22 protein-coding genes are annotated in these 26002 nt (G+C 47.8%); 17 read left to right on the forward strand and 5 right to left on the reverse strand.

The features are described from left to right. Positions 1 to 3: 3 nt before the first annotated feature. Positions 4 to 1419 carry a bifunctional UDP-N-acetylglucosamine diphosphorylase/glucosamine-1-phosphate N-acetyltransferase GlmU gene (gene glmU / locus ACLVWU_RS16495; protein WP_413575985.1) on the reverse strand — a complete coding sequence of 472 codons (1416 nt, stop codon included), beginning with the start codon at positions 1417 to 1419 and terminating at the stop codon, positions 4 to 6. 57 nt (positions 1420 to 1476) lie between these two features. Between glmU and ACLVWU_RS16500 the strand changes: the two genes are divergently transcribed. The 5 genes from ACLVWU_RS16500 to ACLVWU_RS16520 all read left to right on the forward strand — a co-directional run bounded on the left by ACLVWU_RS16500 (position 1477) and on the right by ACLVWU_RS16520 (position 8584). After that, a complete protein-coding gene (locus ACLVWU_RS16500) occupies positions 1477 to 2172 on the forward strand; it encodes a M14 family murein peptide amidase A (RefSeq protein ID WP_413575986.1) in 696 nt (231 codons plus the stop codon). After that, on the forward strand, positions 2173 to 2856 hold the full coding sequence (locus ACLVWU_RS16505) for an HAD hydrolase-like protein (RefSeq protein WP_413575987.1): 684 nt from the start codon (positions 2173 to 2175) through the stop codon (positions 2854 to 2856). Next, positions 2844 to 4700 (forward strand): histidine kinase dimerization/phospho-acceptor domain-containing protein, encoded by a 1857-nt coding sequence (locus ACLVWU_RS16510; RefSeq protein ID WP_413575988.1) that lies wholly within the window; start codon positions 2844 to 2846, stop codon positions 4698 to 4700. Before ACLVWU_RS16505 ends, ACLVWU_RS16510 begins: the two co-directional genes overlap by 13 nt. Before the next feature lie 115 nt (positions 4701 to 4815). After that, positions 4816 to 6228: a sigma-54-dependent transcriptional regulator gene (locus ACLVWU_RS16515; protein ID WP_413575989.1), complete on the forward strand. Its 1413-nt coding sequence runs from the start codon at positions 4816 to 4818 to the stop codon at positions 6226 to 6228. A gap of 148 nt (positions 6229 to 6376) precedes the next feature. Continuing rightward, positions 6377 to 8584 (forward strand): phospholipase D-like domain-containing protein, encoded by a 2208-nt coding sequence (locus ACLVWU_RS16520; RefSeq protein ID WP_413575990.1) that lies wholly within the window; start codon positions 6377 to 6379, stop codon positions 8582 to 8584. Between the two features lie 60 nt (positions 8585 to 8644). Here the strand turns inward: ACLVWU_RS16520 and ACLVWU_RS16525 are convergent, their stop codons facing one another. Continuing rightward, positions 8645 to 9196, reverse strand: a complete 552-nt coding sequence (locus ACLVWU_RS16525) for a transposase (RefSeq protein WP_413575991.1) — start codon at positions 9194 to 9196, stop codon at positions 8645 to 8647. A gap of 349 nt (positions 9197 to 9545) precedes the next feature. Further along, on the reverse strand, positions 9546 to 10478 hold the full coding sequence (gene speB, locus ACLVWU_RS16530; RefSeq protein WP_413575992.1) for an agmatinase: 933 nt from the start codon (positions 10476 to 10478) through the stop codon (positions 9546 to 9548). A gap of 37 nt (positions 10479 to 10515) precedes the next feature. Here speB and ACLVWU_RS16535 point away from each other — a divergent pair, with 37 nt between their 5' ends. The 3 genes from ACLVWU_RS16535 to ACLVWU_RS16545 are packed head-to-tail and all read left to right on the forward strand — an operon-like array spanning position 10516 to position 13396. Further along, positions 10516 to 11487 carry an A/G-specific adenine glycosylase gene (locus ACLVWU_RS16535; RefSeq protein ID WP_413575993.1) on the forward strand — a complete coding sequence of 324 codons (972 nt, stop codon included), beginning with the start codon at positions 10516 to 10518 and terminating at the stop codon, positions 11485 to 11487. Further along, entirely contained in the window at positions 11484 to 12788 is a 1305-nt protein-coding gene (locus ACLVWU_RS16540; RefSeq protein WP_413575994.1) for a hypothetical protein, read from the forward strand. Before ACLVWU_RS16535 ends, ACLVWU_RS16540 begins: the two co-directional genes overlap by 4 nt. Positions 12789 to 12835: 47 nt before the next feature. Beyond that, entirely contained in the window at positions 12836 to 13396 is a 561-nt protein-coding gene (locus tag ACLVWU_RS16545; protein WP_413575995.1) for a hypothetical protein, read from the forward strand. A 174-nt stretch (positions 13397 to 13570) separates the two neighbouring features. Here ACLVWU_RS16545 and ACLVWU_RS16550 read toward each other — a convergent pair whose 3' ends face one another. Together ACLVWU_RS16550 and hemB are read right to left on the reverse strand one after the other, a co-directional pair. Beyond that, on the reverse strand, positions 13571 to 14980 hold the full coding sequence (locus ACLVWU_RS16550; protein WP_413575996.1) for a hypothetical protein: 1410 nt from the start codon (positions 14978 to 14980) through the stop codon (positions 13571 to 13573). Positions 14981 to 15115: 135 nt separating this feature from the next. Continuing rightward, on the reverse strand, positions 15116 to 16099 hold the full coding sequence (hemB, locus tag ACLVWU_RS16555; RefSeq protein ID WP_413575997.1) for a porphobilinogen synthase: 984 nt from the start codon (positions 16097 to 16099) through the stop codon (positions 15116 to 15118). 108 nt (positions 16100 to 16207) lie between these two features. On the opposite strand from hemB, the gene ACLVWU_RS16560 reads away from it, so the two are divergent. Genes ACLVWU_RS16560 through hemH form a run of 9 tightly spaced genes read left to right on the forward strand, consistent with a single transcriptional unit; the run spans position 16208 to position 25979 of the window. Beyond that, entirely contained in the window at positions 16208 to 17107 is a 900-nt protein-coding gene (locus ACLVWU_RS16560; RefSeq protein ID WP_413578806.1) for a hypothetical protein, read from the forward strand. Continuing rightward, positions 17098 to 18606, forward strand: coding sequence for a hydroxymethylbilane synthase (gene hemC / locus ACLVWU_RS16565; RefSeq protein ID WP_413575998.1), 1509 nt, complete (start codon positions 17098 to 17100; stop codon positions 18604 to 18606). Before ACLVWU_RS16560 ends, hemC begins: the two co-directional genes overlap by 10 nt. Then, a complete protein-coding gene (locus ACLVWU_RS16570; RefSeq protein WP_413575999.1) occupies positions 18594 to 19877 on the forward strand; it encodes a glutamate-1-semialdehyde 2,1-aminomutase in 1284 nt (427 codons plus the stop codon). The genes hemC and ACLVWU_RS16570 overlap by 13 nt, the downstream gene beginning before the upstream one ends. A 6-nt stretch (positions 19878 to 19883) precedes the next feature. Continuing rightward, positions 19884 to 20729, forward strand: a complete 846-nt coding sequence (locus ACLVWU_RS16575; protein ID WP_413576000.1) for a sensor histidine kinase — start codon at positions 19884 to 19886, stop codon at positions 20727 to 20729. Then, positions 20729 to 21406 (forward strand): response regulator transcription factor, encoded by a 678-nt coding sequence (locus ACLVWU_RS16580; protein WP_413576001.1) that lies wholly within the window; start codon positions 20729 to 20731, stop codon positions 21404 to 21406. The genes ACLVWU_RS16575 and ACLVWU_RS16580 overlap by 1 nt, the downstream gene beginning before the upstream one ends. Next, positions 21403 to 22425, forward strand: a complete 1023-nt coding sequence (locus tag ACLVWU_RS16585; protein ID WP_413576002.1) for a uroporphyrinogen decarboxylase family protein — start codon at positions 21403 to 21405, stop codon at positions 22423 to 22425. The genes ACLVWU_RS16580 and ACLVWU_RS16585 overlap by 4 nt, the downstream gene beginning before the upstream one ends. Next, a complete protein-coding gene (gene hemN, locus ACLVWU_RS16590) occupies positions 22422 to 23771 on the forward strand; it encodes an oxygen-independent coproporphyrinogen III oxidase (protein ID WP_413576003.1) in 1350 nt (449 codons plus the stop codon). Before ACLVWU_RS16585 ends, hemN begins: the two co-directional genes overlap by 4 nt. Further along, positions 23768 to 24982: a protoporphyrinogen/coproporphyrinogen oxidase gene (locus ACLVWU_RS16595; protein WP_413576004.1), complete on the forward strand. Its 1215-nt coding sequence runs from the start codon at positions 23768 to 23770 to the stop codon at positions 24980 to 24982. The genes hemN and ACLVWU_RS16595 overlap by 4 nt, the downstream gene beginning before the upstream one ends. Continuing rightward, a complete protein-coding gene (gene hemH / locus ACLVWU_RS16600) occupies positions 24972 to 25979 on the forward strand; it encodes a ferrochelatase (protein ID WP_413576005.1) in 1008 nt (335 codons plus the stop codon). Before ACLVWU_RS16595 ends, hemH begins: the two co-directional genes overlap by 11 nt. Positions 25980 to 26002 lie beyond the last annotated feature (23 nt).

Below are 26002 nucleotides of genomic sequence, written 5' to 3' on the forward strand. Positions count from 1 at the left end.
TCTTTACTGGTTCTCTGTTTCCGTTTGAGCTGCCGGGGCCTTTGCCACGTAGTTCTCTTTGGTAAACTGTTTGCCTCTAGCCACCGCCAGGGCATTGGCCGGCACGTTCTTCGTGATTGTTGAACCCGAACCGATCACAGCATCTGCGCCCACCTCGATAGGTGCTACAAACTGCGTATCGCTGCCAACAAACACACGGTCGCCAATTTTAGTCTTATATTTCTTTTTATCCGCGGCGTAGTTGCAAGTTATAGTTCCGCAACCCACGTTCACTTCTTCGCCAATTTCAGCGTCGCCCAAATACGTCAAATGACCCGCTTTGGACTTCTTGCCAAATTTCGTTTTCTTCATTTCCACGAAGTTCCCAACATGGGCTTCTTCGCAGATCTCTGTTTCAGGACGCAGACGGGCATATGGCCCCACGGAAACTTTGTTATGAAGCTTGGAACTCTCAAGATATGTACCACCGCGAACCTGAACACTGTCCCCGATTTCTGTATCAGAAATAAAGGAATTCGACTCGATCACGCTGAAAGAGCCAATTTTAGTACGACCACGAATGAACACATTCGGGTAAATCACAGTGCCCGCACCGATCTGAACGCTTTCTTCGATGTAAGCCGTGCGCGGATCAATCATCAACACACCTTCTTCCATCAAACGCAGGGCTTTTCTTTTGAACAACAAACGAGTCGCTTTCGCCAACTCCACCTGATTGTTCACACCCACCGCCACTTTCGGTGTGGACTTGATGGCTTGCACTTTCAATTTGTCCTGGATGCACAAAGAGATCAGATCCGTGATGTAGAATTCTTTTTTCGCATTGTTATTTTTAATTTGAGGAAGGTATTCCGCCAGCACCGAAGCTTTGGCGATATAAATGCCTGTGTTGATCTCGCGAATTTTCAAAGCTTCCTCAGAAGCATCTTTCGCTTCGACGATTGCCACAAGTTCGCCACGATTGCGCACGATGCGACCGAACTCCCCTGGAACTTTCAATTCCGCAGTTACCACCGCCAGATCACATTTTTCATCGCGGAAGATGCGCAGGAATTCTTGGATATCCGTGGACTCGATCAAAGGATGGTCGCCGTTCATGATAACAACATCGCCTTCGATGGTTTCTGGTTTCGCACAACGAACCGCATGGGCAGTACCCAATTGCTCATCCTGCGCGTAACAAGAAACACCCATTGGTTCCACCACTTGACGGACCAGGTTTTGACCATGTCCAACAATCACGCGGACTTCCGTCGCTCCCGCCCCTTTGGAAGCAAGGATGACTTTTTCAATCATAGGGCGACCCGCAACCGGATGAAGAACTTTTGGAAGAGGCGATTTCATACGCGTCCCCTTACCAGCGGCCAGGGCAATCACAGTCAACTTGTCGGTAGTATTAGTAGTGGCATTTGCTGACATTCAGAATCTTCCTTTTAAATGCTTTTCTTCCGTTAAAAAAACAGGCTTAATTATCGCATGCAACAAAGAATTTTTCATCAATCTTCTTGGGCCAAGTCCGCTTTGGGAACAAGTATCGAGCTGTATAAAAAATCACACAGCTTAAGCGGCTTTTCCGAACGGCCCATTCTTTTCATTGGCGGCGTTCATGGCGACGAACCCGAAGGGGTGCGCCTGGCGCAGGAACTGCTGCAATGGCTTAAGGAAAATGAAACCTCCCAAGGCGAAAACATTCGTCCATGGATTCTAATTCCCAATATAAATCCAGATGGTTCGGCACAGAATCAAAGAACCAATGGCTCTGGAGTGGATTTGAATCGCAACTTTCCCAGCAGCGACTGGAGCCCCGAAGCCAAAGCTCCCAGATACTATCCCGGCCCTTCGCCCGGAAGCGAGCCTGAAGTACAGGCTTTGGTAAAACTCATTGAGGACGAAAAGCCACATCTCATAGTACACTTTCATTCATGGGAGCCTTGCGTTGTTTATACGGGCGAGCCCGGTAAAAAGGCCGCTGAAATCCTGGCAACAGGAACCGGTTATGAACACCGCGAGGATATTGGCTACCCCACCCCCGGCAGTTTGGGACAGTACGGCTGGATCGATAAAAAAACTCCGGTTGTTTGCATTGAGGAACAAAGCGGAATGGATCTGAACTTGGTGTGGCCTCATTTCAAAGCAGGACTGCAAATGTTACTCACAGGAAAAGGCGTTTAGATGTCCATGATCAAGTCCATCGCATTCGATTTGGATGACACACTGGTAGACACATCAGGTCTGCTGGTGCCGATGGCTTCGCAACGCGCCTGTGAAGCGATGATCGCGGCTGGCGTTTGCGTCTCATTGGAAGAGTGCATGACCATTCGTGAAGAGTTGGCTGCAAACCTCTCCCACACTGAAATTTTCACAAAGATCGTCAATCAATTCGGAACCAATCAGCCAGGCAAAGCTGTGCATGATGCCCTCGAGGAATTTTATAATCCCGAGGTGCCTTCGGTTTTGCCTTTGTTGGCGGGAGCAACCGAAAATCTTCTTCACCTGAAAGATCACTACAATCTTTACTTGGTCACGATGGGATCGTTTGATGCTCAAGTCGAAAAAATCAAGGCTTTGGGTATCGAAAAGTTTTTTAAAAAAATTTATGTCCTGAACGGCTTTATCGGCGAGAAAAAAGAAGCGGCTTTTCTGGATATACTGGCGCAGGAAAAACATCCCGCGGCTGAGCTGCTTAGCATCGGCAACCGCCTGTCCAGCGAAATTCGCGATGGCAAACGAGTCGGCGCCACCACCTGCTACTTTGCGCATGGCGAGCACGTGGGTGAAGAAGCCGTATTTCCTGAAGACACTCCCGATTACACAATCACGCAGCACAAGGATCTGATCAAAGTATGCGGACTTTAAAAGCAAGCTTTCTGCTGATTGGACCTTGGGATTCAAGGTTGCAAGAACTGGGGGCGCACATCGCCACGGATCTGCAGCAGGCTTGGCATTGGATTCAGGATTCCACTTACAATGTGGTGGCTGTCTCTGTGACTGTCATATTAGGAAAACGCTTTCCCGAATTCTATCAGGAAATTAAGAGAAACAATCCAGCCACGCAGTTTATTGCTATTGTCCCCCCGGATTTTTCAGCCAACCAATTGAGCCGCCTGCATGAAGAGTACTCCTTTATCAGAGTCATGCACAGCTTCAACGACACGGATCTGGAAACTCATCTTTTCACGGCGCTTGAAGAAGCCAACCAACGAAAGCAGGATGAAAATCTGGCAGTCTTGATTCGTGAGCAAACCGAGAAACTAAAGCGCCTGCAAATCGAGCTGGAAGAACGTGTTCAGAAAAGAACCAAGTTCCTGACCGAGGCCCGACGTAAACTTTATCTAACGAATTCCCGTATTGAAGGTTTCAAAGTCGCGCTGATGGCGGTGCACCAGGCAAGTTCCGTAACTGAGATTGAACAGCTATTAAATGAGTCCCTGACAACCACGGTTCAAACATCCTGGATTCGTATTTTCTTTAGCCCCCAGGACGAGCACTTTTCAAGTCAGGTGACCGCTCAGCTCAGCTTCACCCAGTTGCAAGTGCCTTTGTTTAAACAACATGATCGCATTGGCTCTGTATTTTTTCTGCGCGCCCCGGATCATCCTTTCAACAAAGAAGAAAGTGATTTTCTGACTCGCGTGGCAGAGGCCGTCGCCCTGGCATTGGATCGTATTCAGAAACTGCAAGAATCAGAGTCCATGAAGGAGCAATGGGAGGCGACTTTCAACTCGATGTCGGATCCAGTTGTACTGATTGATCAGAACTACGACATCATCCAATCCAACAAGGCTGCCGAAGTCCGTTTGAAAGAGCGCGAGCATCCGCAAAACACCCGCAAGTGCTTTGCTCTTTTATACAATCGTGAAGAACCCTGCCCGGGCTGCCAACGCGGACGTAATTTCCGCGTGCGCTCTCAGGATCCTTCCGCGCGCACATATGATGTCTTCAGCCAAAGTCTTATTCTGGATACTGACAAGCCTGCGGTGTTCGTGAATCTTTATCACGACATCACTCAACAGTTGAAAATGGAAAAGCAAATCCTGGAATCTGCAAAGATGGCAGAACTGGGAACCATTGGCTCTTCGATCGCGCATGAATTGAACAACCCCTTGGGTGGTGTTTTGTCATTCACTCAGCTGATTAAAATGGACATGCCTGGCGATCATCCACTATATCCCGATATTCTGGAGATGGAAGCCGGCGTTCAACGCTGTAAAGAAATCGTGCAAAATCTTTTGGGTTTCACTCGCAATCCTAATTCAGATCAGGAAGGTGACGTGAGCTTGAAAGAAGTCAGTCAGCGCGCCTTTAAGATTGTTGAACTGCAAACCAAATCCCAGGGCATTGAAGTTCGTCTGCATACTCCTGCTGAAGAAATATTCGTAAAAGGTCATTTGAATCTATTGGCGCAGGCTTTGAAGAACGTCATCCAAAATTCCATCGACCATTTAACAGACCGCAGTCGACAAATTAAAGGATTCCGAGCATCCCTCGACATTGAAATCACCTCCGCCGAAGGTATTGCCACAATTTTAATCAAAGACAATGGAACCCCAGAGAAAAATCCAAGTCTTCCCATAGGTTTAGGTGTTCCGGTCGCTTCCCAGATCCTTCGCGATCACGAGGCAGACCTCGAATTTTTCACAGGTCCAGACCAGGAAAACGTGGCAAAAATTTCCTTCAACCGTCCAGTTTTAAGGTCCTGAAACGCAGTCTGGGCGCGGATTTTTTGACAGGCCCGTCAAAAATACCATATCCTTTTATCAAGGCTGACATGCACGTCGGCCGGTGTTTTTCGAACCCACCATGGAAGGAAGGTTCATGCGTTCACAACGTGTTCTTATTCTGGATGACGAGTCCTCTTTGCGTACCGCTCTTTTCAGAGTGCTCGACAGAAAAGGCCTAAACGTCATCACTGCCAACAAAATCGAGGAAGCAAAAGCCCTTTCCCAAGGCGACACTCCTATTGATTTGGCCATTGTTGATTTGAATCTTCCAGATGGTGATGGCATCGAGTTCATGTCTCACCTGAAAGCCATGAATCCTGCAACTGAAGTTATTATTCTGACTGGTCACGCCACTATTGAGTCTGCCATTCGTGCGACACAAAAAGGTGCCTTCCATTTTGTGACCAAGCCCTTCAATCTTGAAGAGCTGATGAGTTTGATTGAAAAAGCTCTGACTCACAAAAAACTTCAGCAGGAAAATCAACAGCTGCGTTCTGAACTGAACAAGAAATACAAATTCGATCAGATCGTGGGTTCTTCTGAACCTATCCAAAATGTTCTGCGTCTGATCGAGCGTGTTGCCGATTCTGATTCAACTGTTTTGGTCACGGGTGAATCCGGCACAGGTAAAGAATTGATTGCCCGCGCGATTCACTACAACTCTCCTCGTGCGCAAGCTCCGTTTGTTCCAATCAATTGTGGCGCCATTCCTTCCGAACTTTTGGAAAGTGAACTGTTTGGTCATATGAAAGGTGCCTTTACTGGCGCCATCGCAAATCGCATCGGTCGTTTTGAAATGGCTGATGGTGGTACGATCTTCCTGGACGAAATTGGCGATCTTGAACCGTCCTTGCAGGTAAAACTTCTTCGCGCTCTTCAGGAAAGAAGTTTTGAACCGGTGGGCTCGACAAAAACTGTCTCCGTCAATGTCCGTGTGATTGCAGCAACCAACGTTCATTTGGAAGAAGCCGTTGAACAAGGGAATTTCCGTGAAGATCTTTACTATCGTTTGAACGTGATTCCTATACACGTCCCGGCTTTGCGCGAACGTAAAAGCGACATTCCTTTGTTGTTGAATCATTTCATGGAAATCTTCAATAAGAACAAAGGACGTGGCTTAACCGGTATCGCTGCAGATGCCCTTGATGCTTTGTCCAACTACCCATGGCCTGGAAACATTCGTGAGCTGGAGAATCTTGTCGAGCGAATGACGATCCTAAAAGGTCAGGGCACTGTTGAAATGACTGACCTGCCGATCAAGTACAAGTCTTTGAAACCCGTGATGTCCCTGGATGCAAGTCAGCTTGAAATTCCAGACAGCGGCATGGACTTTAACACAGCGGTTGATAACTTTGAAAACAACCTGATTCTGAAAGCCCTTGAGAAAACAGGATGGAATCGCAACCAGGCAGCCGCTTTGTTGCGACTGAACAGAACCACGTTGGTAGAGAAGATCAAAAAGAAAGGTCTGACTCCTCCGAACGATATCAATCCGGCAAATTTCTAATTCTAAATCTCCAATTGAGACAACAAAGCGGCGAAGACATCTTCGCCGCTTTTTTTTGTTTATATTTCGTGGGAAAACAGGACCTTCATCCCGCCGGAATGTTTCACTTTATTTCAGCCAATCCGATTAGAAACTGATGCGCTTACTTGTGATTTCACTCATCATTTCAACGACCTTGGGGATGCTTGCCTGCACCAGCGCGCAGCGCTCGCCAAGTTCCATTCAGACTGATGAAGATCGCATCGTTCGTATTCAGGAAATCGACCTGCAGCTTTCACAATATTGGAATAATGACTGGCGCTACAGCCAAAAATTATTTCAGGTGGCGCCTTCCAAGGTCATGACTTCCAGTGCTCCACTTTTTGATCTTGCAAAAGTCAAAGATCCCTCTGTGCGCACCCAGATTCAAAAATTGATGAATGAACGTCAGACTTTGCGCGACTCCTTAGGTGATAAATTTGAGAATCGCAGCTGGTCCGGCATTGGCCCCTGGTTTCAAGGAACCTTCCGCCGACCTCTATTTCAAAAGCAGGAAGTCATCAGCATCAGGGATCTGCACGAATTCCGACTGGATGGAACGGCCATCAATCCTTTTCCTTTGGAGCACCGGCTTTTTGCGAACTACTCGGTGCTTTTTAAAAATGAAATTCCGACAAGCTCTGATGTTTTTGCAAAAGACAAGGACGATCGAATTCGCAAGAAGTATTTGAAGGCCCGACTGGAATGCAACGGGGACATCATCACTCCCTCGAAGTACTTCTGGCGTGGTGGCGAACGCACCCGTGTTTTCGAGTTTGACTGGCACTTTGCCAAGGAAAATGGTCCGCCTATCTCTGTGCAGTTTTCTCCAGGGGTTTCGCAATGCCAATTCCGTTATTATGATCCTGAACAAAGTTCCACCTGGAGTAACGGGTTTCCGTTGGCCAGTTTGAACTCGCTGTCGCCCGAATGGATCCAAATGGCGCAACAGATAGATGTCTGTCCTTTGCTGACTAACGAAATGGGCAAGAATCCCGAGGGGTTCTTCTGGTCGCAGGATTTCAATTTCAACACGTGCCCTGAATCCTTCGACACATACACTAATTTGCGCAATCCCTTTGTCGCCATGAATCGCCGTGTTCTATCGCTGACGGGTTCGCCTTTGTTAACCCGGGATTTCGAACAAAAGAATCCGATGGCCACGTTGAATTTTTCGAAAGCCCCCCAGTTTGACATCATCTGGGTGGCTTCTTTGAATTTCTCTGCCGATTTTTCCGGGATGATCACAGCCCGCGCGATTCGCTATCATGCTGAACGCGGAACTCAGGTGCGTATTCTTGTGCCTCAGGTGACTATGACCAAGAAAGACCGCGAGATTGTGACCTGGTTGATGCGTGATCTTCCCAACGTCAAAGTTCAGTACTACAAGTACACCGTCACCGACGACAAGGATGGAACGTGGTTTGATCGTTTTCATCGCGTGAATCACACGAAATTGCTTTTGGGATACTCCGCCAAAAATCCTGCTGCGAACTTCATGATCACGGGCGGTCGCAACATCCGCGATTCTTATATTTTTCCAGAGACACCGGTTTATCGTGCCTACAAGCATCTGAAGAACTACGGCGATGGGGAAGAGCCATACATCTACTACAATGATTTTGATATCGAGCTGCGCGGTACAGACATTGTGAAGCACACACTGGCGCAAATGGTGAATTTCTGGAATCGGGAACCTGATACTCACCGCTTTCGGTCGACGAATGTGAATATCCCGGTTGATGCTGACAAGAATATGGTCGAGAAATTGACTGCTTTACCAAAATCAAAGCCGGTAGTACGTCATATCATGTCCCTGCCTTACTTTGACGGCTATCAGCTGGAAAGATTTTATATTGAAATGCTGGATTCGGCACAAAAGGAAATTCTTTTGACGACTCCTTACTTCCGACCGTCCGTTGCGATCAGCGCGGCTTTGGACCGTGCCCACGCTCGCGGCGTGAATATCAAAGTGGTGACGCGTATTCATCTGGCGGGCGATGGCACGCCACAGATCGCCGAGGAAGTGAACAAGGAAGGCATCAATCGCCATTTGAAAAACATTATGATTTACGAGTGGACGGACTCCAGCTCCATCATGCACGCCAAAATCCTGGTGATCGATGGTAAGCTCAGTTTCTTAAGCAGCGTGAATCTAAATCGCCGCAGCTTCATCCACGACACCGAAAGCGGTGCCCTGATCCTGCACGAGGCCACCGCTCGTGATCTGCGCAAAGAAGTCCTAAGCTACCTCAGCCGCAGCCGCCTACTAACAGCCCAAGAAAAAATCGGCTGGATCAGCGGCCAACTCATCGACTGGGGCGACTCTTACTTCTAACCCGTTCGCTTGCGCCCTCACTCTCCCGCTCCCCTCCTTTTAGATTTGCGGGGGTATCGGTCACGCCCACAACTCCCGCAACTGCTCCTCCGACAACCCTCTCAATCTTGTTTTTGAATACGGACGACCCAAAGCTTCCAATTCATTCAACTGAATATAGTCCCGCACGACAATGTATGGCCGAAACCCTTTTACAACCCTGGTAAAGGGCCGATGCTTCCATACTTTCTCCCCCTCATGCCGCCTCGTGAAGGTATCGGTCAAGCACTGAGAAAACTGCCCGGCCACCACCCGCAAAAAGCTCTGCACCGCCGACCGTTTGCCCCCACGGATGAGGATGTGAATATGATCCGACTGAATCGAAAACTGCTCGATCCGCACGAAAAACTTCCGGGCGTACTTTTTGAGCAAGATATTAAGCAAAGAAAAGCTGCGCGCACTACGCAGTCCCTTCGTCACGGCGGATTTGTTCACTTTAAAAACCAGATGAATCGGATCTTTACTGGAAAGAGGCCGGGCACCGCGACCCTTTGACGACTTTCTTAATGTTCCGCCATGGCAATAGCGAAACTTCCAGTGCGTTTGCAGATTTGAGAATGTTTGTTGTTTCATTCGCGACTCCTTCCTTGCGGAGTGACGATGACCGATACCCCCAAGGTGAGCAGATCAGGTGCAAAAGAAGTTCTTGGTTCAGATGGATGACAATTAATTTGAATGGTGATCAGTCCGTATTGTGGACGTCAGGTTGCGCATTGCTTGGTGGGGAAGTTCTTTTTGGGAGAAATTGGTCTCAGAGCAGGATTAGGTCGGTTGACCGATACCCCTTAATTTCACACAGAGGGATCAGAGTGTGATTGGGATGACCGATACCCCCGGAGTAGTTGGGTTGGGTTGAAACAACCTGGGAGGTTCGGAGGGATTCAGGGGCGAATGGTAGTCGCCCCCCCGGAAGTTCCGTGGATTATTTGCTTTTGAATAGGTGGAGCATTTCGAACATGGCGTCCATTCCTGCCAAGGCTGTGATGTCGCCGTGGTCGAAGGGTGGCGAGATTTCTACTACGTCGCAACCTACTAGGTTTGGGATTTTCAAAGCGCGGAAGATGCGTTGCACTTCGTATGTCGTCAAACCGCCAGGCACGGGTGTTCCCGTTCCTGGGGCGCAGCTTGGATCTAAATTGTCGATGTCGTAGCTGATGTATGTTGGAGTGTCGTCAAACACAGGCAACGTTTTCAAAAACTCACCAATGTTCTGATTGCGAATCTCGTCGACCGTGATCACGCGGATGCCGTGTTTGTTTACGAAGTTCAAATCGTCTCCGCCAGCCAAGGGGCCGCGGATTCCGATTTGCACCATCTTCTTAGGATCCACCAAACCCTCTTCGACCGCATGGCGGGCAAAAGCACCGTGGTGGTACTCACAACCCCATGCCGCCGGGTATGTATCCAAGTGAGCATCAAAATGAATGAACGCCAAAGGCTTGCCATATTTCTTCCGTAAAGCACGAAGCACCGGAAGAGTTGTGGAGTGGTCACCACCTACCGATACAAATCGTTTATTGTGCTGAAGAATTTCACCCACGAACTTTTCAATGCGTTCGTAAGTCTGTCCCTGATCGATAGGCACTGTGGGACAATCGCCAATGTCAGCGACTTTCAGTTTTTCAAAGAAATTTTCCATGCGAGTCATATGGAAACCACGCCCTAGAGCCGAAACCTCTCTCACTTTTGCCGGAGCAAAACGAGCGCCTGGACGATAGGAAACGCCACCGTCGTAGGGAATACCAAAAATACCGACTTCATAGTCCGCGTCGATTGCCACATAGGGCAAACGGAAGAAGGTTTTAATCGCAGAAAATCGCGGAAATTCACGGCCACTCAGAGGTTTGTATTCCATTATTGACTCCTCAATTATCTAGACTACATTACCGCGGATGGACTATCAACGCGACCAAAAACAACTGATCCAGTGGTACAAAAAAAATCGCCGCGCTCTTCCATGGCGCGAAAATAAAGATCCTTACAGAATCTGGCTTTCTGAGGTCATGTTGCAGCAAACAACTGTGGTTGCGGTCATTCCCTATTTCGAAAAATTTCTTAAAAACTTTCCGACAGTTCAGGACCTAGCCTCTGCACCTGAACACGACGTCCTGGAGTCCTGGGCTGGTCTAGGTTACTACTCCCGCGCGCGCAATCTGCACAAGGCAGCTAAAGCCCTGGCAGAAAACGGTTTTCCTAAAACTGCCGCAGAACTTTTAGAGCTGCCCGGATTTGGTCCCTATACATCACGTGCGGTGGCGAGCATCGCCTTCGGCGAAAAAGTCGGAGTTCTGGACGGGAATGTGATTCGCGTTCTTTCCAGAAGATACGGTCTTAAAATCGAATGGTGGAATAACAAAGGCCGTCAGCAGTTGCAGGATATTTCAGACACCTTGGCTGCTCTTGGCAGTTCAGATTCTGTGAATCAGGGCCTGATGGAGCTGGGCGCGACTGTCTGCACTCCACAAAAAGTGATGTGCTTGATGTGTCCATGGTCCGCGGATTGCGTTTCACGCGAAAAGAATCTGGTCGAGAAATTACCTCTGAAAAAACCACGCAAGCAGAGTGAAGTCTGGGTTTGGAAACCTGTTGTAACAATAAAAAATGGTAAGGTCGCATTGGTCAGCAACGACTACGCTCCGTTTCTTAAAGGACAAATGATCTTTCCAGGAACGATTTCTCAAAATGACGACAAGCCCAAAGACTATGATGCTAAACACAACATCACTCATCATGATATCTTCATAAAAATCGCTCATAAAAAATCGGTGAGCGACCGAAATGTGGAGTGGGTTGAAATCAAAAACCTCAAAAAGGTCAACCCGTCTTCACTATTACAAAAAGTACTGCACAAGGTAGAAACATGAAGCAACTGAGTCTGAAGATCATCGTACTGGGCGCCATCCTTTTTGGATGCACACACAGCCCGACAAAAGATCTTCTGACTCCAGATTTCCTGCTTCAAAAAAATGTAAAGCAAATCACCTTTCAAGGTGACAACGAACGTCCAAGATTCTCTGCCAACGGCACACGCTTAATATATTCCAGTCAAAATCGCGGTAACAGAAAAGATCTGCAAGTTTACGAAACCGACCTGATTCGAAACAAAGAACGTCGCGTGACCTTTGCTGATGGAGCCGCCTATGATGCCGACTACATCAACGACATGGAAATCATCTACGCAAGTACGACAGATGAAATTAAAGAAAGTCCTTTTTTAAATCGCAATCCCAGCAAAGAATTTCCGCCATCTGATCTTTACCTGAGTGACCGCTTTGGCTCGGATATTCTGCGCGTGACCGTTCAGCCTGGTTACGACGGCGAAGCTTTCATGATGGCCCATCCGACGAAGCCCTCGGTCATTTTCACTTCCCGTCGCGGTGACGTAACGGGGATCTACCGCATGGATTTGAAATCCAGATTTGTATCGCTGTTGGCTTCCGAAACCGGTAAAGACCGCAGATATCCCACCTTGGCTCCGGAAAAGTCACGGGTCGCGTTCAAAGAAACCAACCTGGAATCAAAACAACAAAGTCTGCAGCTGGTGGATCTTCATACCAAGCAAACTGCGTTGCTTAAATCTGGCGAGGGTCACTATCGTGATCTGTTCTTTGCCCCGCGCCCTCCTTCACGTTTGTTCTATAGCATTCAGAGATCTGGCGACAAAAAGTATCAGATTGAAGTCTACAATCTGGAAACTAAATGCACTCAAGTGGTTTTCAAAGGCAAAGACGATCTTCTGTATCCAGCGGTTTCCAATGAATCTGTTGAAAGACTGGCTTTCACACGAACTGTTCAGGAAAAAAAGCAAATTTACATGGTCGATCTGCCAACGGATTTGGGACCTTGCCTTGCCGACGCTTCCAGCTCTAGCAACGGTGAAAAGTCCGAACCCCCAGCCGCTGCGTTGACAACAGTAACGACGACTCCTGCTCCACCCCCGAAACCACCTAGAAAACGCAAAACTGTGGCAGCTCCGGTTGTGGCACCCGTCATGACACCGGAAACCACTCCGACACCAGCTCCTGTTGAAAGTTCAGTGGAAACACCAGCTGCAACACCGAAGAACACACCAACTGTAGCCCCGACAGCGACTCCCCCGGTAACTCCGGCAGCGAGTCCAGTTTCTGTCGAATCGCCGACTCCTGCGCCTTCACCTGTGAAATAAAGACCTTTGCTCTTGCTGCCCTCCCAGGCCCTTGATAATCTAAAAGGGTGAGAACGTTACTAACCTTTCTTTTTCTAAGTCCCCTGACAAGCTTTGCAGCACCTTATCCTGCGACCAGCACTTCTGCGCTGACAGCTCCGGAAAAAGGACTTTATTTTCTGCACAAAGGTTTTTCCGTAAAAACGGATGGCAGCAGCTGGATGCCGGTGGCGCTTTCTGAAGAAAGCCTTCTGGAAACCATTCGCTTCGCTGATAAAAATTCTCCTGACGCCGCTTCATTGAGTGTACGCACGGATCGCGTTGCTAAAAATGCTTCCCTGGAGTTGTACACCCGCAAGTGGATGCGCGACTACCCAAGCTATGGCTTTGAAGTCCTGGCAACCAAGCAATTCAATTTAAATGGCAGCCCGGCACTGATCGTGGATATGCTTTCAAGAGCCAAGAACAAACAGATTCGTCAGGTTGTTTTGAAAAACGAAGACAAAGTGGCGATCATGACTTGTTTGGATAACAAGGACACTTTTGCGAAATCACTGCAGCAATGCAATCAGATCATAAAAACTTTTTCCTGGGTCACTCCTGAAGAAAAACCTTCGCTTAAAAAGTAAAACGTCGCGCCAGTGAGTAAAAGGTACGGACACACTTTTGGTAGCAATGGTACGAAAAAAAGGCTGGATATTCTCCAGCCTTTTTCATTTTTGTGCGCTGTTGCTACCAAAAGTGTGTCCGTACCGTTCGACTATTTTTCATTTCCGACTGTCTTCCAGCAAAGGCAAAGCTGCCTATTGGAAGACTAGATAAATATCTGACAGGGCTTTCGAGCCACCGCAATCTAGGGCATTCACATTCAGCTCGTACTGTTTACCCACGCTGAAATCATTCGTTAGCAGCAAGGTCCCGATGGTCGCCGTGCCTCCGGATTCAAAGGCCTGCAAGGCCACATCGTTGCCATTCACTTTGATCTTACCTGTCGTACCGATTGCAGCATCAGCGGAACCGAAGGCGCGGTAATTTGAAATCGCCGCCGTACTTGAAGCCAAACGACTTCCCATCAGGACAAAGTTATCCACCAAAATTGAAGTCAACGCATTGCTGGAGCCTGACAACTTCACGGAGCGCTCACCTTGCAAGGTCACTTTGTTTGTGAAGGCACCCATCACATACGGAGCCGCTACGTTGGTCACCGCCGTACCGCTGGCCCCTGGCGAACCACTGTGGTTGCGTGCAGAAACGAAACTTAAACGATCGCCTGAAGAAGCGGATGCTGCGATCTTATTAAAGAGTTTGGCATAATAACAAACGCCTGCTTCTGTGCGCTCTGGAATCACGACTGGGAATGAAGTGATTTCGACGAAGGATTTACAAGCATACACGATACACTTGCCACCCGATTTCACTTCATTGCTTCCACACGTAACAGAGATCGAAGCAGTTTTACTGACCGACTCGCCAATGGCGTTGGTGCCCTTCACGGTACAAGCCAGATCCTGCGTGATTTTAATATTTGTAGACGTCGCTGCCACTGGCAATGACCCTGTCTGACCATCAGAGCAAGTGTAAGCCATTGTCGAAACGTTGAAACCTTCTGTGATCAATCCTGCAGTTCCATTGATCGCCACTGTCGACGAAGAGAACGAGGCATTCAGATCCGGAGAAGGACAAGACTTATCCAAACCGATGTAAGAACCTTTTTCTGATTTTACAAAATTTTCTTTGCCGTTTTCACAGATGAAAAGGTCGTTTTTATTATAGATGGCATTCACGATCACAGAACTTGATGGACAGTTCTTTGGCTCGGAAAGAGTGCCGTTAGGAACACTCCAAGTACTGCCAGAAACCTTGCCGTTACAAGTTGCCGGCAAGCAAGCGCCGGCAGTAGAAATCAAATTTCCTTTTTGCCATTGACCCGTTAAAACAGCGTTGCCGTTCGTACAAATCAACTCGACATTTTTGGAATAGGAATAATTCAAGTCTCCGCCAAATTCGCAGACACCATTTTCACTGATCACCTCATTGGAAGGCACCCACCAAGTGGTTCCTTCAGTGCGACCAAAGCAATTCAACACTTCCTCTTCGGGAGGTACCGCTTGCGATACCTGCGTGGATTTTGCGAATTCAAGAGATTGTGGTGCACAGTTTTGAAAAGCTACGACAAGAAGTCCGACAGCAAGAATCTTATTCATGTGCTTCATTTGGCAGTCCTTGGTTAAACATTCCCTACTGGACTTTTCGGCAGTTACCGAATGAAACTTATGATTTTTCGCTATGAAACTATGACTGGATCAAAATGAGACGCCCGCCTCGAACATTAGGCGGACGCAAAACAATTAATTGTTCTTTTGTAGCCACTCGGCCATTGGCAGAGCGAAGTATGTGAAGATGATGTCGGCACCAGCGCGGCGGATAGAGTACAGAGTTTCCACCATGGCGCGGGTTTCGTCGATCATACCGTGCTTCGCGCCAAGTTTGATCAAGCCGTATTCACCACTGACGTTGTAAGCAGCGACTGGAATGTTCGTGTGCGCTTTTACTTTCGCGATCACATCCAGGTAAGACAACGCTGGTTTCACCATCACGATGTCAGCACCCTCTGCCACATCAAGATCGATCTCGCGAATCGCTTCACGCGTGTTGCGGAAATCCATTTGATACGTTTTTTTATCACCAAATTTGGGAGCAGAATCCAAAGCCTCACGGAAGGGACCGTAAAAACTGGAAGCGTATTTTACCGAGTAAGAAAGGATGCCGGTGTCGATCAAACCTTCCGCATCCAGCGCTTCACGAATGGCACCGACTCTGCCATCCATCATGTCTGATGGAGACACAATATCAGCTCCTGATTTCGCATGCAGCACACTCATTTTTGCGAGAATCTCTACCGTTTCATCATTCAAGATGAGACCGTTTTTCACTACGCCATCATGTCCATCCGAGGAGTAGGGATCGAGCGCCACATCGGTGATCAGCGTCACATCTGGGAACTTGTCGCGAATTTTCTTCAGGGTTGTGGGCATTAAACCATTTGGGTTCAATCCCTCTGTTCCCATTCGATCTTTTTTGGATTCAGGTAGAGCCGGAAAAAGGTCGAAGCTTTTCACTCCTAGTGAAACAGCGCGTGCGACCTCATCTAAAATTAAATCAGGGCTCATACGGAAAATGCCCGGCATTGAGGCAATTTCTTGCTTTTGTTGGGTGCCATCAACAAGGAACAAAGGCAGGACTAATTGAGAGGGGCGGAGATCAGTTTCCGCAACCATTTGGCGCACAGCTTCAGTGCGACGATTTCTTCTGGGCCTCTGTGTCAACTTCATATAGAACCTCGCTTCGTATGTCGTAAGGCGTCTCGCTTTGGGAAAACCACACTTATGACATTTCAATGACACTTTAATGAAAGTTTAGTGATAAACCTAATAATCAAGATGGAAGATATACTTCTCGTTCATAGAAAATCCAGCAAAAATTTTGCAGAGTCCTTGCAGGACGCAGCCGTGTGGAAAACATGTTTGCGTCAGATTCTATTCTGCCGCGAAGACGACGTAAATTCAATGCTGGATGTTTTGGAATCTGATGATCAGATTCTTCGTGGCGAGAAAGCTTTCAGTCTTCTACTTGAAATTCTTTGTGGCTTGCACTCCCCGATCGTTGGCGAAACTGAAGTGTTCGGTCAATTCCGTAACTTCATTGAAGCTCGTAAAACGGCTGGCGACACTTTGTTCAGCGATAACCAGAAATGGTTGAAGTTCGTAATGGCTGAAGTGAAACGCACGCGTTCCGAACATCTGGTGGGAATCGGTTCACAAAGTTATGGCAGCCTTTTGCGCCGCTACTCCAAGGATATGGAATCCGTCACTTTGTGTGGTTCCGGACAATTGGCGCAGGAAATCCTTCCGTGGCTTGCCCATAAAAAATCCGTTCAAGTTCTTTGCCGTGAATGCACAAAGATGCGCAGCTTCGCAGAGAAATACGATAATCTGAATATTGTAAACTACAACGAAGCTTATGTTCATGGAGAGGCGATGGTTATTGCCGCACCTCTTTCTGATGCTCGCATCCTGGAATTGATCAGCAAGCAGGACACCCGTCCGCATGTGATTTATGATCTGCGCGGTGAAGAAAACAATTTACCAGCACTCATTGCAAAACAGTTCCCTCACGTGACCGTCATGACCCTTCAACAGTTTTTTGCTGAAATCGAAGAGACCAAAAAAGACAGGCAAACCAAAATCGAACAGATCCGCGCGTTCTTGTTCGAAAAAGCCTTGGCCTTCGCACAAAGAACAGAGCTTCGTCCACTTGGTTGGGACGATATATGCGCCTGAGAATTTCCGCTCGTAAAAGTGACTTAGCCCGCCTCCAGGCTTATATGGTTGGCGAAATCTTAAAAGAAAAAAATCCAGGACTGGAAATCGAATTCAAGTTCAAGGAATCCCTGGGTGATATCAACCTGACCACACCTCTTTGGCAAATCCCCGAGAAAGGTGTTTTCACCGAGGACTTCTTTGGCGAGTTGATCAAGGGTGAAACCGACATGGTTGTCCACTCCTGGAAAGACCTTCCGACTGAATCCAAATCAGAGACCGTGATTGCGGCGACATTGCCTCGCGCCGATCAACGTGATCTGTTGTTGGTTAAAAAGTCGCACTTTGAAAAACTGCGCACGTCCAGGAAAATGAATGTGTTCAGTTCTTCGCCTCGTCGTGAATACAATCTGACGAACTTCTTTAAAGAACATCTTCCCTTCAACTTGGAATCCGTAAAGTTTGAAAGCGTGCGCGGGAATATCCCTACTCGCATTCGCAAACTTTTGGAAGCACCCGAAACAGACGGCTTGATCGTAGCGAAAGCGGCGTTGGATCGCCTGTTGACGGCAAAAGAACCTGAATTCAAAGAAGTTCAGGGCCTGCTTCGCTCTTACCTGGATCAAGTTGAATTTGCCGCTCTTCCATTGAGCATCAATCCGAATGCCGCTGCTCAAGGTGCTTTGGCGGTTGAGATCAAAGCAGACCGTGCAGATCTAAAAGCCTTGCTGGCGAAAATCGACAATCCGACAACATTCCAATGCGCACAAAAAGAGCGCGACATCCTGGCGAGCTTTGGTGGCGGTTGCCATCAAAAGATCGGCGTGGCTGTTTTGTCCCGTCCTTACGGTGAGATCACGATCCTTAAAGGCCTGACCGATGGTGGAACTGTTTTAGATAAACGTGAATTAAAACCATCTGTCGTTTCTCCTAAGTTTGCTGCAGATCAAATGTGGTCGTCAGAAGTTCGCGCGGAAAGAAAACCTCTAAGCGACTGGAAAGTTCCAACAGGCACGAATGCCCTTTACGTATCTCGCTCTGAATCCTGGCCTGAGTCTTTGAAGTTCGATCAATTCGTTTGGACTGCGGGAACTCGCACTTGGAAAGCTATGGCGCAAAAAGGTGTATGGGTTCACGGTTGTTCTGAAGGTTTGGGCGAGCAGGAAGAATCCCGCATCGACATCCTGGCTGGCAAATCTATGTCTTGGGCAAAACTGACTCACGACACAGGTTACGAAGAAGGCGCACGTCAAATGCCCTTGGTAGCAACTTACACTTTGGGTGAGCAAAACAACGCGACACCTGTGACTGGAAAAGAATGCTTCTTCTGGAGCAGCGGCAGTCAGTTCCTGGATACAGCGAAAAAACATCCTGAAGTTCTGAACAAGCACCATGCTTGTGGTCCTGGCAATACTTTCAAAATCATCCGCCAGTATCTGCAAGAGCAAGGTCACTTCACTGAATCAAAATTAAATATCTATCTAGATCAAGATAACTGGAGACAGCTATGCACAAAGTAACATCTGAAGAACTTTTCCAACGCGCCCTTAAAGTAACACCAGGTGGAGTCCACTCCCCTGTTCGTTCTTTTAAAGGTTTGGATCGTGCACCGGTTTTCTTTAAGCAAGCTGAAGGTGCTTTCCTGACTTCTGTTGAAGACAAAAAGTACATCGACTTCTGCCAAAGCTTTGGACCATTGATCCTGGGTCACCGTGATGCAGAAGTGGCTGAAGAAGTTCACCGCATGGTGGACACAGCCTGGACTTTCGGAGCTACTGAAATTTACTCTTTGGAATTGGCAGAATGGATCTCTTCAACTTTGCCATTCATGCAAAAACTTCGCTTCGTATCTTCTGGTACTGAAGCAGTTATGTCAGCACTTCGCGTAGCACGCGCGGCTACAGGTCGTAGCAAAATCTTGAAGTTTGAAGGTTGCTATCACGGTCACGTGGATAACTTGCTGGTTAAGGCGGGTTCAGGCCTTGCGGGTGCCGCGGCATCTTCTTCAGCGGGTATCTCTGCTGAAGTAGCCAACACGACTGTTGTGGCTCCTCTTGATGACGAAGCGAAACTTGAAGAAGTGTTCGCGGCTCAAGGTAAAGATATCGCTGCCGTGATCATCGAACCACTTCCTGCGAATTATGGTCTTTTGATCCAACGCCAGGAATTCCTGCAAAAAGTTTCTGATATCTGCAAAAAGAACGGCTCTTTGTTGATCTTTGACGAAGTGATCTCTGGTTTCCGCGTAGGCCTTAATGGCATGGTTGGCAAAACTGGCATCACTCCGGATCTTGTGACTTACGGTAAAATCATCGGTGGTGGTTTCCCAGTGGGTTGCTACGGTGGTCGCGCTGAACTTATGAACATGGTTGCACCAAGCGGTGACGTTTACCAAGCCGGTACCTTGTCAGCGAATCCCATCGGTATGCGCGCGGGTCTTACGACTCTTAAAAAAATGCAGCGTCTGGACGGTTGGAACGTGCTTGAAAAACGCACTCAGAAATTCGTTCAAGCTTTGCGTGATGGTTTCGCTAAAAAAGGCGTTCCATTGAAAGTAGAACAACATTCTTCTCTATTCTGGATCCACGGCGATACAAGCGGTAAAACAATCCGTACCATCGAGCAAATCCCTGCGAACCAAAGTTCCACTTTCAAAACTTTGTTCCTAAAAGCTTTGGATAAGGGTGTTTACCTGGCACCGAATGCTTACGAAGTTGGTTTCGTGTCCATGGCTCACACCGATGAGTTGCTAGCTGAAGCTGCAAGCATCATCGTAGGTTCTGCGGAGTAATCGAAAATGAAGAACTTCCTTAAGTCACATTTGAAAACAGTGCTCGCGATCCTCTGGTTCGCGTTCACGTTTGCACTTGTGACTTGGTGGTGGATCTTCTTCCTTCTGGAACTGGAAGGCGCCCGTCAGCATCGTATGATCGCCTGGGAAGGCTCGATCCTTTTGGGTTCCATCCTGATTGGTGGCATCGCTTTGATCGTGTTCACGTTCCGCGATAAACAACGCCATGATCGTCTGCGCTTTTTCTTTTCAACCTTCAGTCACGACATCAAAACCTCGATTGCACGCCTAAGACTGCAAGCCGAAGTTTTGGAAGAAGACCTTCAGGGCAATAGCCCCCCGGTTATGAAACGCCTGATCGCAGATATCCAAAGACTGGATTTGCAACTTGAGAATTCCTTGTTACTTGCAAACCTTGAGGTAAGTCCCCTTCTGCATGAAGAGATTTCCCTGAGCGGCTTGCTGGCAAGCCTGCGCACGGAGTTCGCGGATCTTTCTGTTGAGTTGGAACGTGATGCTCGTATTAATGGTGATCGTCGCGGTCTGATGAGTGTCGTGCGAAACCTATTACAAAACTCAGTCCTGCATGGCAAAGCCACGGCTGTGAAAATCAGTGTTCGCGCCCTGAGCAGCAACCGTCTGGAAGTGATCTTTTCTGATGACGGCCTGGGTTTTAAAGGCGAAACCGGCAAATTGGGTTCGGAACTTTTAAATTCCAAAGATTCCCGCGGCAATGGCATCGGACTTTTGATCACCAAACGTCTGATGGAAAAGATGCGCGGAGACATCCGCTTCGAATCCACCGAAAACGCCGGGTTTAAATCCGTCTTGCACATGGAGGGTCGACTGTAATGAGAAAAGTCCTTCTGGTTGAAGACGATCTTTCCCTGGGTGAAACGCTGACTGAACGCCTGCGCAAGGACTACGAAGTCACTTGGGGCAAAAGCGTTGCCGAAGCCTGGTCTATTTTCAGCAAAGAAAAAGACTTCGATCTGGTGATTCTGGATGTGGGACTTCCTGATGGGACGGGTTTTGAACTTGCTGCCAAGATGAAGAAACTCACCCAGGTTCTTTTCCTTTTCCTAACGGCTCAGGCAGATGCGGAATCCCGCCTGCAAGGGTTTGAACTGGGCGCCGCGGAATACATCCCAAAGCCTTTCCATTTGAAAGAGCTTTTGATCCGCGTAAAGCACGTTCTGGATGCACACGCCCCTTTGAAGGAAGTGCAACTTTCGACGTGCGTAATTAATTTTACCAATATGTCTGTGCGCAGGAACTCAGGTCAAATCGAGTATCCAGCCGTCACCGACATGAAGATTTTGCAGTTATTAATTGATAAAGCACCACGGATTTTAAGTCGTGACGAAATCATGAATGAAATCTGGGGTGTTGATAAGAACCCAAGCCACAGAACGATTGATAATATCATTGTTCGTCTGCGCCACTTACTGGGCGAAGACGGCGATGCGCATATTCGTTCTGTGCGCGGCATCGGCTACCAATGGTCCACGGAGGAAACACCAACATGAACACACTTTTTCACAACGCTCTTCAAAGAAAAGCCCAGAAGACTCCTCCCATCTGGTTCATGCGTCAGGCTGGCCGCTATCACCAGCATTATCAAGGCATGAGAAAGAAAAACTCTTTCGAAGAGCTTTGCAAAACACCTGAACTGGCTGCTGAAGTAGCTCGCGGTCCTGTTGCTGAATTTGATTTCGACGTGTCCATCCTATTCTCTGACATCCTTTTCCCATTGGAAGCTTTGGGCATGGGCTTGAAATACACAGATGCTCACGGTCCGCAATTGGGCTTTAAGTTAAATCCTGAAACGATCGGTAATCTGGGCGAAGTTCAACCAGCGATCGAATTCATGAAGTTCCAAAAAGAAGCTGTCATCGCGACTCGCGAAGTGCTTCCTAAAGACAAAAGCTTGATTGGCTTTGTCGGTGGTCCTTGGACATTGTTCGTTTATGGTGTTGAAGGCTCTCACGCGGGTTCTTTGATTCAATCTAAAGTTTTGATCAATATGTTCCCGAAATTCCTGGAAAAGATGCTTCCGCTTTTGAAAGCGAACATCCAGCTTCAATTGGATGGCGGCGTTGAGCTTGTTATGATCTTTGATACAGCAGCTGGCGAAGTGTCTCCGTTGTTCTTCAAAGAATGGATCCAACCTGTGATCTCTGTTCTTGCAAAAGAATTCCCAGGAAAAATTGGTTACTACTCAAAAGGCACTCAACCGACATTCTTCAATAAAGAATTCGCAGAGCTTCCATGGGCGGGTCAGGGTTTCGATCACCGTTGCTACATCCCTGAATGCTTCAAAGTTCAAAACAAAGGCTTCGTTCAAGGAAACTTCGATCAAAGTTTACTGTTTATGGATGACGCGGACTTCAAGAAAGCCGTGCAAAACTTCCTGGCTCCAATGAAAGAGATGCCTTTGGAAGCACGCGCCGGCTGGGTCTGCGGTCTTGGTCACGGTGTCTTGCCTAAAACTCCCGAGAAAAACGTGAAACTATTCATCGAAACAGTTCGGGAGGTGCTTTCATGATTAAAAATCTTCTGGCGAAATACGACGTCCCGGCGCCCCGCTACACTTCTTATCCGACCGTGCCTTATTGGGAAACCAATCCGACACGTGATCAATGGGTGTCCCACCTGAAAACGACTTTGCAAAAAAGCGATGGTGGCTGGTCTTTGTATGTGCATATTCCTTTCTGCGAAACTCTTTGTACTTTCTGTGGATGCAATAACATCATCACGAAAAGTCACAGCAAAGAGTCCCCTTACGTGGACATGCTGATCAAAGAATGGGATCTATACAAACAACAGGTTCCAGAACTTTTGAAAGCCCCTTTGAAACACATCCATTTGGGTGGGGGAACACCGACGTTCCTGTCTGCGGAATCCTTGCTAAGACTTCTGACTCCGATTGTGAATGACTGCAATCTGGATAAAGAACACTTTGAAGGCTCCATCGAGGTTGATCCCCGCAGAACCACGCCTGATCAATTGAAAGCTTTGCGCACACTGGGTTTCAATCGCGTCAGCATGGGCGTTCAGGATTTCAATCCTGAAGTTCAACGTCTGGTAAACCGCATTCAGCCTTTAGAAATCACAGCAGAGCTTTCACAAGCGGCCCGTGAACTGGGTTATACCTCAGTGAATTTCGATTTGATCTATGGCCTGGCAAAACAAACTGCCGAATCCATCCGTGAAACCGCGGAAGCGACAGTAAAGTTGCGCCCGGATCGTATTGCCTTGTACAGTTTTGCATTGGTTCCTTGGATCAAGCCTGCACAGCGCCTGTTCAAAGACGAAGATCTTCCAAAGGCTGCTGAAAAGCGTGAACTGTACGAAATCGCCCGCGGCATCCTGCTAAAAGCCGGTTACGTGGAAGTGGGTATGGATCACTTTGCTCTGCCAACAGATAACCTAAGCATCGCTATGGATGAAAAACGTCTGCACAGAAATTTCATGGGTTACACCGATCAAAGAACCGATGTTCTTTTGGGTCTGGGTGTCTCTTCGATTTCTGAAACGCCTTACAGCTTTCATCAAAATGAAAAAGTATTGCCGTTGTACGAGCAAGCCATCAACGATGGCTTGCTTCCCACAATGCGTGGCCACATCCTGACCGAAGAGGACCAAATTCGTCGTCGTCAGATTCTAAAATTGATGACAGAGTTTGAAGTCGAATTCCTAAGCGAAGATCAGGAACAAAAGGCCACAGAGTTTTTGACAGAAATGATCAAAGACAATCTTCTGGTCATCAAAGATCATAAGCTGGTAGTACTGGAAGCGGGCCGTCCGTTCCTGCGCAATGCTTGCGTGTTCTTTGACGAGCGCTTAAAAACCAAACAACCTCAAACCAAGATCTTCTCTCAATCTATATGAAAAAGGTCACGGTCATTGGAGCTGGTTTCGCGGGATTAACTGTCGCCCTGAAGCTGGCCCAAAAAGGATTTAAGGTTCATCTTCACGAAAAGTCCTCTCGCTTGGGCGGACTTTTGGGAACTGAACATGGCGAGTACGGAATGGCCGAAAGAGCCGCGAACTCTATGATCCTGACCGATCGTTCCGAAAAGCTGTTCAAGGAAATCGGCCTGGATCTGGCCTTTCCATTGGAATCCTCGAAGAAAAGATTTATTTTCCGTGGTTTTCCAAAAGCGATGCCCTTAAGTCCATTTGAAATTCTGAAAGTCGCATTCACTGTCATTCCGCGGGTACTGTTTGCCAAAGCAACTCTGAAACCGCAGGCCGGTGAAACCCTGAAAGACTGGGGTTTACGTCGCCTTGGCAAAGCTGCCACCAGTTACCTGTTGGGACCAGCTATGCAGGGCATTTACGCGAATGAAGCCCAGGATCTAAGTGCTTCCTTGATCATTTCACCGTTGTTTAAAAAAGACCGCGAAAAATTCCGCGGCACCATCAGCGGCCCGCAAGGCATGCAGGACATCGTTGATTACCTGCATGCGACTCTGCAACAGCTGGATGTGGAAATTTATCTTGAATCAGATCTCGATGTTTCAAAAGTTGAAGGCCCGGTGGTGATTGCAACCTCAGCCTCAGCTGCTGCAAATATTCTGAAAACACGCGCGCCAGAGCTTTCCGCTCTTTTAGCCCGCGTGAATATGTCTTCATTGATCAGTGCTACTGTATTTTTTGATAAAGCCCAAACCAAGTACAAAGGCTTTGGCTGCCTGATCCCGCGTGGCCTGAAACTGCGCACTTTTGGCGTGTTGATGCCTCCCTATATTTTTGCCGGTCGTAACAAGACCTACAATGAAACCTGGATCATGGGTGGCAAAAACAATCAGGATCTTTTGAACTATTCAGACAAAGACCTTATGGACTTTATCAGTAAAGAGCGAAAAACCATTTTCAAGCGCCAGGATACCATCCTGGATGCAAAGATTTTCCGCTGGGATCGCGCTTTGCCGGTTTATGATCTGGAACTTGAAAAGATCCAGACAGAACTTTCTGAAAAATCAGCTGCAACTGACATTTTCCTACACGGAAACTATCTTTCTGGAATTGGTCTAAGCAAAATATTAGAGCGCAGTGAGCGTCTTTGTGAACAGATTGCGAGTCAACATGGCAGCTAAAACAGGTGTTTTGCTTTTAAATATCGGCAGTCCTCGATCTTACGAGGTTCCTGACGTAAAAAGGTATCTTAAGCATTTCCTGATGGATAAGGAAGTGATCAATCTTCCCTTCATCCTGCGCTGGCCACTGGTTAATTTGTTGATCGTCCCTAAACGCGGTCCGATCTCTGCTGGAAATTATAAAAAGATCTGGCTTGAAAACGGTTCTCCTTTAACTGTGTACACGATTGATTTTGCCGAAAAACTGCAAAAGAACCTTGGCGAAAACTACTTGGTGAAAGTGGGAATGCGCTACAGCAGTCCGGATATTCCGACGGCTCTGAAAGAGTTCGCTGCTGCGGGTATCCAGAATGTTTTGCTATCCCCGATGTACCCACAATATGCCGATGCCACGACGGGTTCCTCGCTGCGCGAAGTGCAGCGCCAGATTAAAAAATTGAATCTGAAATTCAATGTGAAAAGCATCCGTGACTTCTATCAACACCCCAGCTTTGTGGATCCCACTGTGGAAATCGCGAAGGAATATCTGCACGGCAAAGACGTCGTTCACTATCTGTTCTCGTTCCATGGTCTTCCTGAAAGCCATGTGAAAGTGAATGCGGGATGTCTGGCAACTCCAGACTGCTGTGTGAAACCCAACGCTTGCGACAAGCCTTGCTACCGTGCGCAATGTCTTGCGACTGCGACGTCTATCGCAGGAAAATTAGGACTTTCAAAAGACCAATGGAGCTTATCTTATCAGTCTCGCTTGGGGCGTGATGAATGGTTAAAGCCTTCGACTGAAGAAACAATTGCTAAACTTGGCGACAAGAAAAGTATCGCCGTACTTTGCCCATCTTTCGTTGCCGACTGCATCGAAACCCTGGAAGAAATCGGCATTGGTGGAGAAGAAACTTTCCATCACGCGGGCGGCAGAGACTATCACTTGGTTCCTTGCGTGAACGTGAACTCAAAATGGGTGAATCAGTTCGCTCGTTTGATCGAATCCCAGGTTTGAATTCTTACTCTAATTTGACCCGC

The organism is Bdellovibrio sp. HCB290, assembly GCF_047305925.1.
In the GTDB taxonomy this organism is placed as follows: Bacteria; Bdellovibrionota; Bdellovibrionia; order Bdellovibrionales; family Bdellovibrionaceae; genus Bdellovibrio.